This is a genomic window from Amphritea atlantica (assembly GCA_024397875.1).
Lineage (GTDB): Bacteria > Pseudomonadota > Gammaproteobacteria > Pseudomonadales > Balneatricaceae > Amphritea > Amphritea atlantica_B.
On record CP073344.1, the window covers coordinates 1,227,418 to 1,243,956 of the forward strand.

General features: G+C 51.5%; 7 protein-coding genes. 6 read left to right on the forward strand and 1 reads right to left on the reverse strand.

What is annotated here, in order from left to right; translation table 11 throughout:
• Positions 1-43: 43 nt before the first annotated feature.
• Positions 44-637, reverse strand: a complete 594-nt coding sequence (locus KDX31_05460; GenBank protein UTW04452.1) for a YecA family protein — start codon at positions 635-637, stop codon at positions 44-46.
• A 128-nt stretch (positions 638-765) separates the two neighbouring features.
• Between KDX31_05460 and recQ the strand changes: the two genes are divergently transcribed.
• The 6 genes from recQ (at position 766) to KDX31_05490 (ending at position 16,514) form a co-directional block, all read left to right on the forward strand.
• A complete protein-coding gene (gene recQ / locus KDX31_05465; protein UTW04453.1) occupies positions 766-2,919 on the forward strand; it encodes a DNA helicase RecQ in 2,154 nt (717 codons plus the stop codon).
• Positions 2,912-3,331: a DedA family protein gene (locus KDX31_05470; GenBank protein ID UTW04454.1), complete on the forward strand. Its 420-nt coding sequence runs from the start codon at positions 2,912-2,914 to the stop codon at positions 3,329-3,331. The genes recQ and KDX31_05470 overlap by 8 nt, the downstream gene beginning before the upstream one ends.
• 87 nt (positions 3,332-3,418) lie before the next feature.
• A complete protein-coding gene (locus KDX31_05475; GenBank protein UTW04455.1) occupies positions 3,419-4,210 on the forward strand; it encodes a hypothetical protein in 792 nt (263 codons plus the stop codon).
• 449 nt (positions 4,211-4,659) lie between these two features.
• Positions 4,660-12,741, forward strand: a complete 8,082-nt coding sequence (locus KDX31_05480; GenBank protein UTW04456.1) for a retention module-containing protein — start codon at positions 4,660-4,662, stop codon at positions 12,739-12,741.
• 114 nt (positions 12,742-12,855) lie between these two features.
• Positions 12,856-15,036 carry a type I secretion system permease/ATPase gene (locus KDX31_05485; protein ID UTW04457.1) on the forward strand — a complete coding sequence of 727 codons (2,181 nt, stop codon included), beginning with the start codon at positions 12,856-12,858 and terminating at the stop codon, positions 15,034-15,036.
• A complete protein-coding gene (locus KDX31_05490) occupies positions 15,036-16,514 on the forward strand; it encodes an HlyD family type I secretion periplasmic adaptor subunit (GenBank protein ID UTW04458.1) in 1,479 nt (492 codons plus the stop codon). The genes KDX31_05485 and KDX31_05490 overlap by 1 nt, the downstream gene beginning before the upstream one ends.
• Positions 16,515-16,539 lie beyond the last annotated feature (25 nt).

Here is a 16,539-nt window from a genome sequence, read left to right on the forward strand (position 1 = left end):
GCTGATCGGCGGGCTTTTTGTTGTGTAACCGAGGGTGTCGGGGTTACTTTTTGTCAGCTGGCGCGTGGAATAGCAGATAAAGATCGACCAGCAGCTCCGGAATGGTGCGGCACATCTCATCGCAAAGCTTAGTGTCGGCGCGCATTTTGACAAACTCTTCATCTTCAAACAGTTCTGAAGCGATCATGATTGGCAGCATCAGCTCAGCGACTTCTTCTTCTGCCTGGTGGTTAAACCATTCGTCCTCTTTCAGGAATACGGCTTCCATGAAGGCCTGAGCCCAACTGGTTAGCGGGCTTTGCTCTTCATCTTCTTCAGTTTCCAGTGTCAGTTCGCAGGGCAGCAGCATATCCTGATCGTTGTAAAGATCGCTGCCAATGCTGAAGTACAGGCGTCGCAGCAATCCTTCAATGCGTGCTTTCTCTTTTTCTGAGTTGTATTCAGGGACACCATCAAACAGCTCCTGAAGCCACTGCTTCTCAGTGATTTTGACCGGGCTGATGTTCAGTGCGCAGAAATAACCATGTGTGCCAACCAGATCCAGAGCGTCTTCAGACACGGCGTCTGAGAACATAAATGCTTCGAGCTCATCCAGCTCCTCATCAGTCAGGGGTGTATTCAGCATCGCATTTTGCATAGGTTCGGGTCCGGCTAAGAAAGTGTGAGCAGATTCTAACAGCGAAAGGCTTTAGATCGTAGTGTTAATCTGCCTGAATCAGATAAATCTGGATGACAGTCTGTGTTTCATCCCGGATAATGCCGGCCATGATAGAAAAGGCACAACAGCTCCTAAAACAGATATTCGGATACGACCAGTTTCGTGAGCCGCAGCAGGACGTTATTGAGACGTTGATGGCGGGTGGCGATGCGCTGGTGGTCATGCCTACTGGCGGCGGAAAATCGCTCTGCTATCAGTTGCCTGCACTGATTCGTCCTGGTGTTGCTGTGGTGGTATCGCCGCTGATTGCACTGATGCAGGATCAGGTCCAGGCTCTGTCTCAGTGGGGGATAGCCGCAGGTTATCTCAATTCGTCGATGGATTTCGCCATGGCGCAGGAGGTGGAGCATCAGTTGCGCAGTGGAACGCTGGATCTTCTCTACGTTGCGCCTGAGCGGTTACTGCAGCCTCGCACCCTGAAAATGCTATCAGAGTGTCAACTGGCTCTGTTCGCTATAGATGAAGCGCACTGTGTCTCCCAGTGGGGGCATGATTTCCGGCCGGAATACTTGCAGCTGAGCTACCTGCAGGAGTGTTTTCCCGGGGTGCCGCGTATCGCTCTGACCGCTACCGCTGATGAGCGTACCCGGGAGGAGATCTGTGAGCGGCTCGGGTTGCAGGCTGCACGTAAGTTCATCCAGGGTTTTGACCGGCCCAATATTCGCTATCGGATCGGACAGAAACACCGGGCTAAAGAGCAGTTGCTGAAGTTCCTTAAAGCAGAACATGCCAGTGATTCAGGTATTGTTTACTGCCTCTCCCGAAAAAAAGTGGAAGACACGGCGCAGTGGTTGCAGGAGCAGGGATTTAATGCGCTGCCCTATCATGCCGGACTGCATGCGGAACTGCGACGGCATAATCAACACCGCTTTCTCACCGAAGAAAATATTCTGATGGTTGCCACCGTTGCATTTGGTATGGGTATTGATAAACCCAATGTACGGTTTGTCGCTCATCTTGATCTGCCCAAAAGTGTCGAGGCGTATTATCAGGAAACCGGGCGGGCCGGTCGTGATGGTCTGCCGGCTGATGCCTGGATGGTATACGGGTTGCAGGATGTTATTTTTCTTCGACAGATGCTGGAAAGTTCGCAGGCGGATGATCTGCATAAAAGTATTGAGCGGCAAAAGCTTGAAGCGATGCTGGGGTTGTGTGAGATCACCAGTTGTCGGCGTCAGACCCTGCTGACGTATTTTGGCGAGCCCCTGCCCGAGCCCTGTGGCAACTGTGATACCTGTCTTGAACCGGTGCCGGTCTGGGATGCGACGGAATCCGCCCGCAAAGCGCTTTCAGCGGTATACCGTTGCGGTCAGCGGTTTGGCGTAAATCATATAATCGAAGTGCTGCTGGGGAAAGCCAGTGACCGGGTGCAGGAGCTTAAGCATCACCAGCTGAGTACCTTTGGTATTGGAAAAGAGCTGGATCGAAATCAATGGCGCTCCGTATTCAGGCAACTGGTCGCCCGTGGATATCTGAGCGTGGCAGGGAACAGTCACGGCGTGCTCTTCCTGACTGACAGTTGTCGCCCTTTACTGAAAGGTGAGCTGCAGATAGAGATGCGTCAGGATAAGCGCAAGCAGGAGTCGTTCCGTAAACGAAATGATCCGCAACAGAAGCTGGATGTGGAGGATTATGGTTTGTGGAATGCACTCAAGAGTCTGCGGATGACGCTGTCAAAAGAGCAGGATGTGCCACCCTATGTGATCTTTCATGATGCTACGCTGATGGAGATGGTGATGTACCGTCCATTGACTCATCAGCAAATGGGGCGTCTGAGCGGAATAGGTGAACGTAAGCTGGAGTTATATGGTGATGCGTTTCTGGAGTTGATTCGAGAGTACCAGTCAGAACAGCAGCAAACTCAGAATAAAGATCTGCAGGTGCAGGAGTCTGTTACGCTCTACCGTACGGGAATGACAGTAGCCCAGGTTGCCCGGCAGCAGCATCTGTCAGAAAACGTGATCTACAATCATCTGGCGGATGGCATTGCCGAAGGGCAGTTGAGTCTGGCCGATGTGGTGGTGTTGAGTGGCGATCAGTTACAATTGGTACAGCAGATAATGTGTGAATGTATGGCATCCTGCGGTGTGGCGCTTAAACCCGTTTACGACGCTTTGGATGGACTGTATGAGTATGGAGTATTGCGTTGTATCCGTGCCGACATGGAGCGTACCGAGCAGGTAATCAGCCGCAATGACTGATCCGGGGTTGTGGGGGCTGTTTCTTAGCAGCTTTATCGCCTCTACCCTGATGCCGGGTGGTTCTGAGATACTGCTGGGGTATCTGTTGACGCAGCCTGAATATCAGCCGCAGGTGTTATTGTTAGTTGCCAGTGTTGGCAACAGTCTTGGCGGGATCGTGACGTTTGCGATGGGCTGGTGGATCGCAATTCGCTGGCCGGTGCCGCAGCCAGAAAAGAGAGGTCAGCGGCGTGCTCTGTCTATTATTCAAAGGTTTGGCCCCGCCGCGCTGTTTTTGTCATGGTTGCCTGTTATTGGTGACCCTCTCTGTTTTGCGGCCGGTTGGCTCCGGTGTCACCTGCTTCTCTCTCTGATGCTCATCGCTGTGGGAAAGACTCTGCGTTATTCATTAATTGTTTATGCTTTTAACTGATATAGTTGGCTAGCCCTTCGATCTGTTCAGGCAGAATTTAACTGAACTTTCGAAAGTTTTCTGATCAGCATTGATAATGGAGGAACTATGCTGAGAATCTTCCGGTTTCGGACGCTGCGGATAACCCTGTTACTTATTGTTCTGTTTGTGGTCGCGATGAATGCCTGGCTAACCAGTGTCCGTATACAGTCCTGGAACAGGCCTGTCTGGGTGGTTTTATATCCAATCAATGGAGATGGGCGGAGAGATACTGAGGCTTACATCAACGCCCTCAGCGCAGAGCATTTCGATGACATTGAGCAGTTTTTTCAACGAGAAGGTCGCCGTTATCAGGTAAATCTGGATTCTGTCGCCGAGTTTTATCTGGCACCGGCGCTTTTGCTTCAGCCTCCGGAAATTGAGCTGGATGCATCGTTATTCGAGCGAATTTTCTGGAGTCTTCATATGCGCTGGTGGTCATGGCGCAATGATAGCTGGAGCGGGCCAGAACCCGATGTGAGAATCTATCTGCGGTATTTCTCGCCCCGGGAAAGTCAGCAATTGTCACATTCACTGGGGTTGCAAAAGGGGATGATTGGATTGGTAAACGGATTTGCCAGTGTGGATTACATGGGGACAAATAATTTTGTTATCGCCCATGAGCTGATGCATACATTCGGAGCATCGGACAAATACAACCCTGATACCAACGAGCCGCTCTATCCAGAGGGATATGCTGATCCGGATCAGGCGCCGCTATTGCCTCAGGTTCGGGCTGAGGTGATGGCGGGGCGGGTAAAAGTCTCTCCTGGCTGGTTATTGATGCCGCAAAGCCTCAATGATGTCGTGGTCGGGCCGTTGACAGCTAATGAGATTGGTTGGCATGAACCATTGGAATGACGGCATAAAAATTCACCTCAGATAGTCGATCTGGTTTCGTGATACCCGGCTAGAGAGTGCGTCTTGCTTCTGTTGTCAGGCTCAGTGTATTAGCTGTTATATCGTTATCTTCAGTTGTTTCGGTTAACTGTAAAAAAACAGGGGATAAATTGACGGATTGTAGTCAAATCTTTACTCTGTCTCTTAATTGCAACATGTAAGTGTTTGAATAATAATTTAAAACATTGATGCGTTTGGTGAGTGAGCACCGAAATGGGTATAAATGTTACTTAAAATAGTGTATTTAAGGTCAAATGCCTGCAATACTATAGGCAAATAATTAAACGGTATTCTGGTTGCTAAGCTGTTTGTACATGATCGTTTGTATCTAAAGGCATACAGTGTGCAATGCGCAGGCACATAATTAATCGATGTCCTGACAGTCAGAAAATTACTTCTTGGGGGGAGTTATGGAAAATATAGAAAACACCAAAGGTATGGTGGTCAATGTATCCGGTGAAGTTGTCGCAATTGATACGCAGGGCACCGAGCGTCAGCTCGAAGCAGGTGCGCAGATCAGTGCCGGGGATATGATTGTTGTTCGCCCAAATGGAAATGCGGAACTGAATCTGGGTCCGGATAAGATCGAGACGATTCCGTCTGACACAGCCGCTGTACTTGAGATTGATCCTGAGACCGGTGAGATGGTGCTGGTGATCCAGTCCGTTGGGGCCGAAGGCCTTGAAGTAGCCGATATTCAGCAAGCGATTCTTGCTGGCCAGGATCCTACGGAAATTCTCGAAGAAACCGCCGCGGGTAATACTCCTCCATCACGTGCAGGTTTTTCTGATTTTCAGACGGTCGGCCGTACCGCTGAAGAGGTGATAGCCCAGGCAGGCTTTGATACAGCAGCAGATCTTTATACGCCTGATCCGTACGTTGAAGATACTGGTGAGTTTGTTGCAGCGGAAATCCCAACCGTCATCTTTGTCGGTAATCCAGAAACTCAACTTAATAGCGTGACTGTTCCAGAAGGTTCAGAGGCTATCTTTACCGTTAATTTATCAGGTTCCAGTAATAGTGTGCAGAGCTACGCTATAGGTCTGGCTGATGGTACTGCTACTGGTGGTGGCGTTGATTACACCGATTTGCTCACTGATTCTTCATTCAGTAACGGGGTGACTTTTGTCGGCGGCAATGTTTTGGTACCTGCAGGCGTAACTTCGTTTACAGTCACTATTCCTACTACCCTTGATAACGTTAAAGAGGCTGAATCTGAAAGCTTTTTCCTGACCGTGGGCGGTCAGTCTGGTGAAGGCGTTATTACTGAAAACAGTGTATTCGAAGTTCAATCAGTCACCAGTGATACTCAGGATGAAGGCAATACCCTGGTGCACACGGTCACCCTGAGTGGCAGCAGTGTGAATGATGAAACGTTCAGCTTTGTACTGGCGGATAACACCACGGAGTCCGGCGACTGGAGTAACCTGCAGTTCAGTGACGGCGTTACCCTGAACGCGGGCGTGATTACCGTGCCCGCAGGTGTGACCAGCTTCACTGTGTCCACCGATGCGGCGACCGATGCCGATGTTGAGAATAGCGAGTTTTACGACCTGACAGTTGGCGGTGTTGCCGCAACCGGTACCATTACGGATGCCAGCGATATCACCGTGTCCTCGGTGACCAGTGATACTCAGGATGAAGGCAATACCCTGGTGCACACGGTCACCCTGAGTGGCAGCAGTGTGAATGATGAAACGTTCAGCTTTGTACTGGCGGATAACACCACGGAGTCCGGCGACTGGAGTAACCTGCAGTTCAGTGACGGCGTTACCCTGAACGCGGGCGTGATTACCGTGCCCGCAGGTGTGACCAGCTTCACCGTGTCCACCGATGCGGCGACCGATGCCGATGTTGAGAATAGCGAGTTTTACGACCTGACAGTTGGCGGTGTTGCCGCAACCGGTACCATTACGGATGCCAGCGATATCACCGTGTCCTCGGTGACCAGTGATACTCAGGATGAAGGCAATACCCTGGTGCACACGGTCACCCTGAGTGGCAGCAGTGTGAATGATGAAACGTTCAGCTTCTCACTGGCGGATAACACCACGGAGTCCGGCGACTGGAGTAACCTGCAGTTCAGTGACGGCGTTACCCTGAACGCGGGCGTGATTACCGTGCCCGCAGGTGTGACCAGCTTCACCGTGTCCACCGATGCGGCGACCGATGCCGATGTTGAGAATAGCGAGTTTTACGACCTGACAGTTGGCGGTGTTGCCGCAACCGGTACCATTACGGATGCCAGCGATATCACCGTGTCCTCGGTGACCAGTGATACTCAGGATGAAGGCAATACCCTGGTGCACACGGTCACCCTGAGTGGCAGCAGTGTGAATGATGAAACGTTCAGCTTTGTACTGGCGGATAACACCACGGAGTCCGGCGACTGGAGTAACCTGCAGTTCAGTGACGGCGTTACCCTGAACGCGGGCGTGATTACCGTGCCCGCAGGTGTGACCAGCTTCACCGTGTCCACCGATGCGGCGACCGATGCCGATGTTGAGAATAGCGAGTTTTACGACCTGACAGTTGGCGGTGTTGCCGCAACCGGTACCATTACGGATGCCAGCGATATCACCGTGTCCTCGGTGACCAGTGATACTCAGGATGAAGGCAATACCCTGGTGCACACGGTCACCCTGAGTGGCAGCAGTGTGAATGATGAAACGTTCAGCTTCTCACTGGCGGATAACACCACGGAGTCCGGCGACTGGAGTAACCTGCAGTTCAGTGACGGCGTTACCCTGAACGCGGGCGTGATTACCGTGCCCGCAGGTGTGACCAGCTTCACCGTGTCCACCGATGCGGCGACCGATGCCGATGTTGAGAATAGCGAGTTTTACGACCTGACAGTTGGCGGTGTTGCCGCAACCGGTACCATTACGGATGCCAGCGATATCACCGTGTCCTCGGTGACCAGTGATACTCAGGATGAAGGCAATACCCTGGTGCACACGGTCACCCTGAGTGGCAGCAGTGTGAATGATGAAACGTTCAGCTTTGTACTGGCGGATAACACCACGGAGTCCGGCGACTGGAGTAACCTGCAGTTCAGTGACGGCGTTACCCTGAACGCGGGCGTGATTACCGTGCCCGCAGGTGTGACCAGCTTCACCGTGTCCACCGATGCGGCGACCGATGCCGATGTTGAGAATAGCGAGTTTTACGACCTGACGGTCGGCGGTGTTGCGGCAACCGGTACCATTACGGATGCCAGCGATATTACCGTGTCCTCGGTGACCAGTGATACTCAGGATGAAGGCAATACCCTGGTTCACACGGTCACCCTGAGTGGCAGCAGTGTGAATGATGAAACGTTCAGCTTCTCACTGGCGGATAACACCACGGAGTCCGGCGACTGGAGTAACCTGCAGTTCAGTGACGGCGTTACCCTGAATGCGGGCGTGATTACCGTGCCCGCAGGTGTGACCAGCTTCACCGTGTCCACCGATGCGGCGACCGATGCCGATGTTGAGAATAGCGAGTTTTACGACCTGACAGTTGGCGGTGTTGCCGCGACCGGTACCATTACGGATGCCAGCGATATTACCGTGTCCTCGGTCACCAGTGATACTCAGGATGAAGGCAATACCCTGGTTCACACGGTCACCCTGAGTGGCAGCAGTGTGAATGATGAAACGTTCAGCTTCGTACTGGCAGACAATACTACTGAACCTGAAGACTGGAGTAACCTGCAGTTCAGTGACGGCGTCACCCTGAACGCGGGCGTGATTACCGTGCCCGCAGGTGTGACCAGCTTCACCGTGTCCACCGATGCGGCGACCGATGCTGGTGTAGAAAATAGCGAGTTTTACGACCTGACGGTTGGCGGTGTTGCCGCGACCGGCACCATTGAGGATGCTAGTGGTATCACCGTGTCCTCAGTCACCAGTGATACTCAGGATGAAGGCAATACCCTGGTGCATACGGTCACCCTGAGTGGCAGCAGTGTGAATGATGAAACGTTCAGCTTCTCACTGGCGGATAACACCACGGAGTCCGGCGACTGGAGTAACCTGCAGTTCAGTGACGGCGTTACCCTGAACGCGGGCGTGATTACCGTGCCCGCAGGTGTGACCAGCTTCACTGTGTCCACCGATGCGGCGACCGATGCCGATGTTGAGAATAGCGAGTTTTACGACCTGACAGTTGGCGGTGTTGCCGCAACCGGTACCATTACGGATGCCAGCGATATCACCGTGTCCTCGGTGACCAGTGATACTCAGGATGAAGGCAATACTCTGGTACACACGGTCACCCTGAGTGGCAGCAGTGTGAATGATGAAACGTTCAGCTTTGTACTGGCGGATAACACCACGGAGTCCGGCGACTGGAGTAACCTGCAGTTCAGTGACGGCGTTACCCTGAACGCGGGCGTGATTACCGTACCCGCAGGTGTGACCAGCTTCACCGTGTCCACCGATGCGGCGACCGATGCCGATGTTGAGAATAGCGAGTTTTACGACCTGACAGTTGGCGGTGTTGCCGCGACCGGAACCATTACGGATGCCAGCGATATCACCGTGTCCTCAGTCACCAGTGATACTCAGGATGAAGGCAATACCCTGGTTCACACGGTCACCCTGAGTGGCAGCAGTGTGAATGATGAAACGTTCAGCTTCGTACTGGCAGACAATACTACTGAACCTGAAGACTGGAGTAACCTGCAGTTCAGTGACGGCGTCACCCTGAACGCGGGCGTGATTACGGTACCAGCGGGTGTGACCAGCTTCACCGTGTCCACCGATGCGGCGACCGATGCCGATGTTGAGAATAGCGAGTTTTACGACCTGACGGTCGGCGGTGTTGCCGCAACCGGTACCATTACGGATGCCAGCGATATCACCGTGTCCTCAGTCACCAGTGATACTCAGGATGAAGGCAATACCCTGGTGCACACGGTCACCCTGAGTGGCAGCAGTGTGAATGATGAAACGTTCAGCTTTGTACTGGCGGATAACACCACGGAGTCCGGCGACTGGAGTAACCTGCAGTTCAGTGACGGCGTTACCCTGAACGCGGGCGTGATTACCGTGCCCGCAGGTGTGACCAGCTTCACCGTGTCCACCGATGCGGCGACCGATGCCGATGTTGAGAATAGCGAGTTTTACGACCTGACGGTCGGCGGTGTTGCCGCGACCGGTACCATTACGGATGCCAGCGATATCACCGTGTCCTCGGTGACCAGTGATACTCAGGATGAAGGCAATACCCTGGTGCACACGGTCACCCTGAGTGGCAGCAGTGTGAATGATGAAACGTTCAGCTTCTCACTGGCGGATAACACCACGGAGTCCGGCGACTGGAGTAACCTGCAGTTCAGTGACGGCGTTACCCTGAATGCGGGCGTGATTACCGTGCCCGCAGGTGTGACCAGCTTCACCGTGTCCACCGATGCGGCGACCGATGCCGATGTTGAGAATAGCGAGTTTTACGACCTGACAGTTGGCGGTGTTGCCGCAACCGGTACCATTACGGATGCCAGCGATATCACCGTGTCCTCAGTCACCAGTGATACTCAGGATGAAGGCAATACTCTGGTACACACGGTCACCCTGAGTGGCAGCAGTGTGAATGATGAAACGTTCAGCTTTGTACTGGCGGATAACACCACGGAGTCCGGCGACTGGAGTAACCTGCAGTTCAGTGACGGCGTTACCCTGAACGCGGGCGTGATTACCGTACCCGCAGGTGTGACCAGCTTCACCGTGTCCACCGATGCGGCGACCGATGCCGATGTTGAGAATAGCGAGTTTTACGACCTGACAGTTGGCGGTGTTGCCGCGACCGGAACCATTACGGATGCCAGCGATATCACCGTGTCCTCAGTCACCAGTGATACTCAGGATGAAGGCAATACCCTGGTTCACACGGTCACCCTGAGTGGCAGCAGTGTGAATGATGAAACGTTCAGCTTCGTACTGGCAGACAATACTACTGAACCTGAAGACTGGAGTAACCTGCAGTTCAGTGACGGCGTCACCCTGAACGCGGGCGTGATTACGGTACCAGCGGGTGTGACCAGCTTCACCGTGTCCACCGATGCGGCGACCGATGCCGATGTTGAGAATAGCGAGTTTTACGACCTGACGGTCGGCGGTGTTGCCGCAACCGGTACCATTACGGATGCCAGCGATATCACCGTGTCCTCAGTCACCAGTGATACTCAGGATGAAGGCAATACCCTGGTGCATACGGTCACCCTGAGTGGCAGCAGTGTGAATGATGAAACGTTCAGCTTCTCACTGGCGGATAACACCACGGCGTCCGGCGACTGGAGTAACCTGCAGTTCAGTGACGGCGTTACCCTGAACGCGGGCGTGATTACCGTGCCCGCAGGTGTGACCAGCTTCACCGTGTCCACCGATGCGGCGACCGATGCCGATGTTGAGAATAGCGAGTTTTACGACCTGACGGTCGGCGGTGTTGCCGCGACCGGTACCATTACGGATGCCAGCGATATCACCGTGTCCTCGGTGACCAGTGATACTCAGGATGAAGGCAATACCCTGGTGCACACGGTCACCCTGAGTGGCAGCAGTGTGAATGATGAAACGTTCAGCTTCTCACTGGCGGATAACACCACGGAGTCCGGCGACTGGAGTAACCTGCAGTTCAGTGACGGCGTTACCCTGAACGCGGGCGTGATTACCGTGCCCGCAGGTGTAACCAGCTTCACCGTGTCCACCGATGCGGCAACTGATATGATTGTCGAAGGTGACGAGTTTTACGACCTGACGGTCGGCGGTGTTGCCGCGACCGGTACTATTACAGATGCTAATACGCTGAGTGCTGATGATGCAGCCAGTGATGATGATTATGTCAACGAAAACCTTGACGGGGCACTCGGTAATATTACTGCAACAGGCAGTATCAGCGATGTGGATAGCGACCTTACGTTAAGTATCGACACATCCTCTGCGACGTTAGCGTCACTTACGTCTAATACTAACTCTGTTTATTATGACTGGGATTCAGGTACCAATACTCTTACAGCCAGTACTGATAGTACGTTTACTGATGATGCGGCTTTAGTGTTCACTTTAGTGTTAGATACTGTCAATGATCAGTATACCTTTACTCAGTTGGGGGCACTTGATCATCCGGTAGCAAACTCTGAAGATGATATTGTGTTGCCATTTACCCTGGTGGCAGGTCTGTATTCGACCGACTTTAGCATCACTGTGAATGACGATGTCCCTGAGGTCATGGGTGAGCTTTCTATCGCCGCATTAAACGATGGTAGCTATTCCGAAACGGGCGTTCTGACAAATGTTGTTCTGTCCAATGATATTACCAGTATCGAGTGGGATACCTCATCTCTGCCGGATCTCGTATTTGATGGGAATCCGATTATCTATGTGGATGATGGCAATGGAACCCTGACGGGTGAGTTAGAAGACGGTACATTGGTTTTCCGTGTTGTTATTGATCCTACCAGCGTCAATAGCGATATGAACCCTCAATACACATTTGAACTGTTAAATGAAGCAGGCCAGTTAGGGCAGAATGTGTCTGAAACGACTTACACCGTTTTAAGTGGCGGTAACATTGATAATCTGGTGCTGGGTTTTGGTGACAACCTGATTAACTCAATAACTGCGCTTGATGGCAGTGGGAGCACTGCTACTGTAAACACCAATAACGGCTGGATAGGTGTCGGCGGAAACTGGTTTAACGACGGTGACGTCCTGACCATGGACTTTAATAATACCGATGGTACTGATGCTCAGGTCAGTCAGCTTGATTTTCTGGTCGAGGGACAGGGTAGTGCCGCTTATACGCTGAACTGGACCGTGACCGTTGCTGTGAACGAAAATGGAGACTTAGTAACATATTCAGGTAGCGTAGATGGTCAGGGAAATAGTGATCAGCCTTTCACTATACCGCTTCAGGACGGGGCTCTTTATTTCACAGAAGTGACTATCGCTGCTCCTGATGATGGAAGTGATTTCCGTGTTTCGTTCAGCGGTGTTACTTCTACTGACTTTACCTCGGACATTAACTTAGATCTGGGATATACATTAACCGATAGTGACAATGATACGGCTACTGGAAGTGTGAATGTTACCCTGCAAGGTGAATCTGATTCTGTTGTGACACTCGAAAGCACCGCTGGCAACGATATACTGGTTGGGAGTGATGGTGATGATATTTTCATGTGGAACACAGGCGATGAGGGAACGTCTGTCGATCCGGCACAGGATATTGTCAAATACTTCGATGTTAATGACGATACATTAGATCTAAGCAGTCTATTGGATGGTATTGGAATGCCAGACGGCGGCCCTGTTGAAGACTATCTGCATATTGTTGATAACGGTGACTCTGTGTCACTCACAGTTCAGACAGGTGCCTCAGGTGATGTGGTGCAGGAAATCCAATTGGAAAATGTCACAATGGATTCGTTGACTACTCACTACGGTGTATCCGCCGATCAGGTGTTAACTTCGTTGATACAGGACGCAGATCCAAAAATTATTATCTAAAGTGCTTACAGGGTGGCTTATGGTTAAGCCACCCTTTTTTGCGTCTGTAATCTGAATCGAAACAGCCGTTTAATACGGTCTTTGATTTCAAGTGGCCTGGAGGCATAAATTTACGTGACACAACAACAGTCAGACTGGATTTTCGGTACCAGCCGTGAACAGTTTGTTGATCCCTTACTGGATGCTCTGGTGCTTTTGGGTAAGTACTATGGCACACCCGTCTCTGAAAACTCTCTCAGCAGTGGTTTGCCGCTGGTTGATAACTGTTTAACCCTGGAGCTGTTTCCCCGTGCTGCTGAGCGTGCAGGGTTATCAGCACGGCTGGCAAGTCAGCCGTTGTTAAAGATACACGAGCTGTTACTACCCTGTGTGCTGCTGTTAAAGAACCATAGCTGCTGCATTCTGATGTCGATTGATCATCAAGCAGGCACGGCGCGTATATTGCAGCCAGAGAGTGGCGATGGCGAGATTGAACTTGGAATAGCGGACCTGGAGAAGATATATTCAGGCCACCTGTTCTATATTCGCAAGAAATATCAGTTTGATCAGCGTAGTCCCGATGTCCTGAATACCCGCGAAGGGCACTGGTTCTGGGGAACATTTCGCAGTGCAATGCCGATCTACAGAGATGTGTTAATTGCGTCCCTGTTGATTAACCTTTTCGCTGTCGCATCACCATTATTTGTGATGAATGTCTATGACCGGATTGTTCCGAACCTGGCGTTTGATTCGCTGTGGGTGCTGGCAATCGGTGTTGGACTGGTATTTGTTTTTGATCTGGTCCTTAAACATTTGCGATCTTATTTTATTGATATTGCAGGTAAAAAACTGGATCTTCAGTTATCTGCAAAAATATTTGCCCGGGTGATGGGTATCCGGCTCGAATCGCGGCCGCTTTCTGTAGGGGCCTTTGCCAGTAACCTGCAGTCGTTTGAAACAATTCGTGAATTTATTACGTCGGCGACGCTGGGGGCGCTTATTGATCTGCCCTTCGCGCTGTTGTTTTTGTTTGTCATATGGATAGTGGGTGGGCCGCTGGCGCTGGTGCCGCTGTTCGTTATGGTCGTTCTGGTAGGCTATAGTCTCTATATTCAAAAGCCATTGGCAAAGCAGATCGAGTTGACATCTAAGATCGCTTCACAGAAACAGGCTACTCTTGTCGAGGGCCTTGCAGGGATTGAAGCGGTTAAGATTAATGGTGCTCAGAGTCAGTATCAGGTGATCTGGGAGCAGGCTGTCGGTAAGATGGGGCAGCATGATATTCAGACCCGAAAGCTGGCCAACGGCGCGTCAGCACTTTCCGGTTTTCTGCAGCAGATGATGACCGTTGGCATCGTTGTTGTCGGCGTTTATCTGGTGGCGGCGGGTGAGCTGAGTATGGGGGGAATAATTGCTGCTGTTATGCTGAGCGGACGGGCGGTACAGCCTCTGGCGCAGTTATCACTGCTTGCAACCCGATATAATCAGGCGAAGGCATCAATGAGCCTTATCAATCAGGTCATGGAGATGCCTGTTGAAGAGGAAGAGGGCAAGAGCTATGTCAGCCGGCCGAAACTGAAAGGCAAAATTGAGTTCGATAAGGTCAGCTTTGCTTACCCCGGGCAACAAAGTTATGCCCTGCATGAGGTAAGTTTTACCATCCAGCCGGGCGAACGACTGGCTCTGATTGGCGGCATTGGTGCCGGTAAGAGTTCCTTAGAGAAGCTGATTCTTGGCTTATATCAGCCGACATCGGGTGACGTGCGGATTGATGGCGTGAATATCGCTCAGCTGCATCCGGCTGATCTGCGCCGTAATATCGGTTGTATCACTCAGGATAATCATCTTTTCTTTGGCAGCATTCGTGACAATATTGTTATGGGGGCGCCGTTTACCAGTGATGAAAACCTGCTGCGGGCCGCTGACTGGGGTGGTGTTACTGCGTTTACCAATCATGATCCTGAGGGGCTGGAACGACAGGTGGGTGAAGGCGGACGGCAGCTTTCAGGGGGGCAGCGACAGGCTGTTTCTGCGGCCAGAGCGATTGTGATGGACCCGCCTATAATGTTGCTGGATGAGCCAACCAGCCAGTTGGATCGTAAGTCGGAAGTGAGGCTGATGAATCAGTTGAAATCACTGGACCGGAGTAAAACCGTGATTCTGAGTACGCATAAATCCAGCCTTCTCGATGTGGTAGACAGGGTCATTGTCCTGGAAAATGGACGGCTGCTTGCGGATGGTCCTAAGGCTGAAGTGGTTAACTGGTTGCGTGAAGGCGTGAATCAGCAGAAAGCGAAAAGGGAGGCTAAATCCTGATGGGTGACATGCACACAGATCAGGCGCCGGTGGCTTCAGAAGATAGTTCTCCTAAGGTTAACACTGCAAGCTCAATGGCCGAAACCAGGCATCGTAAAACAGTCGTTGAGGATGGTCTGCATGATTTTATTGATAATGCCGCCGCCAGTGTATTGCTGGACAGACCAAGAAGTTCACGATTGCTCCTCTGGGGTGTGGTGTGTTTTGTTATTACAGCGATTGTCTGGGCATATTTTGCAGAGCTGGATGAAATTACCCGTGGCCAGGGCAGTGTGATCCCTTCTAAACAGATTCAGGTGGTACAGTATCTTGAAGGTGGTATTCTCAAAGAATTGTATGTTAAAGAGGGCGGCAAGGTAGAAGCGGGTCAGCCGCTGTTACGGGTGGACGAAACACGGTTTTTATCGGACTTCCGGGGAAAGGCTCAGGAACAGGCGTATCTGGAAATATCGATTGCCCGGCACCGGGCTGAACTGGCCAGTATCGTAATCAGTGATGAAGCGGTAAACAGTGACTGGCAGGGGCAGGTTAAGATTGATCCTCAGCCGATCTCCATTGATACCGACTGGCAGAATCGTCATCCGGATCTGTTAGGGCGGGAGCAGTCTCAGCTTGAAGAGTACCTGCGTAACCTGAGTAACCAGCTGGAAATCATTGGTCGTCAGATTCAGCAGGGTGATCAGGAAGAGAAGGAGCTTGATTCTAAAATCAGTCACCTCGATCGCTCCTATAAACTGAGTCTTCGTGAGCTGAAGATGACGCGACCATTGGCGGAGCAGGGTGTTGTCCCTGAAATTGAGCTGATCAAGCTTGAAAGAGACCTTAATAGTTATAAACAAGAACTTGAAGGCGCTAAGCTGTTACTGCCTAAAGTACGGTTAAGTATTCAGGAGTCGGTTGCGAAACGTCGAGAAATCGCGTTAAATGCACGCAGTGAAAGTCAGCAGAAGTTGAATGAAAGTCTGGCTGAGCTGAATCAAAAAACGGAAGCGCAGGTTAGTTTGCGTGATCGGGTGGACAGGACTACTGTTGTATCTCCGGTGCACGGGACAATAAAAACAATTTCGGTCAATACTATCGGTGGTGTTATTCAGCCGGGAATGGATCTGATCGAAATTGTACCGACAGAAGATCATTTGCTGATCGAAGCAAAGGTCTCACCCAAGGATATTGCATTTCTGCGTCCTGGGTTGAGTGCCGTGGTTCGGCTGACCGCTTATGATTTCTCAATATATGGTGGTTTGAAAGGTACTGTGGAACACATCAGTGCCGATACCATTGAAGATGAGAAGGGTAATCTTTATTACCTCATCAGAGTCCGTACCGATAATACAGATCTTGGACGGGGAGGAAACTCTTTGCCAATAATTCCTGGCATGATGGCGACAGTCGACATTATGACGGGCAAAAAAAGTGTACTTGATTATCTGCTTAAGCCTATATTTAAGGCTCAGCAGCAAGCTTTACGAGAACGATAACGTTTAGATGGACTTTATCCGGGGG

Bases quoted from the DNA above. Each gene is read 5' to 3' on its own strand.
- KDX31_05460 (UTW04452.1), bottom strand. From the start codon at position 637: ATGCAAAATGCGATGCTGAATACACCCCTGACTGATGAGGAGCTGGAT.
- recQ (UTW04453.1), top strand. From the start codon at position 766: ATGATAGAAAAGGCACAACAGCTCCTAAAACAGATATTCGGATACGAC.
- KDX31_05470 (UTW04454.1), top strand. From the start codon at position 2,912: ATGACTGATCCGGGGTTGTGGGGGCTGTTTCTTAGCAGCTTTATCGCC.
- KDX31_05475 (UTW04455.1), top strand. From the start codon at position 3,419: ATGCTGAGAATCTTCCGGTTTCGGACGCTGCGGATAACCCTGTTACTT.
- KDX31_05480 (UTW04456.1), top strand. From the start codon at position 4,660: ATGGAAAATATAGAAAACACCAAAGGTATGGTGGTCAATGTATCCGGT.
- KDX31_05490 (UTW04458.1), top strand. From the start codon at position 15,036: ATGGGTGACATGCACACAGATCAGGCGCCGGTGGCTTCAGAAGATAGT.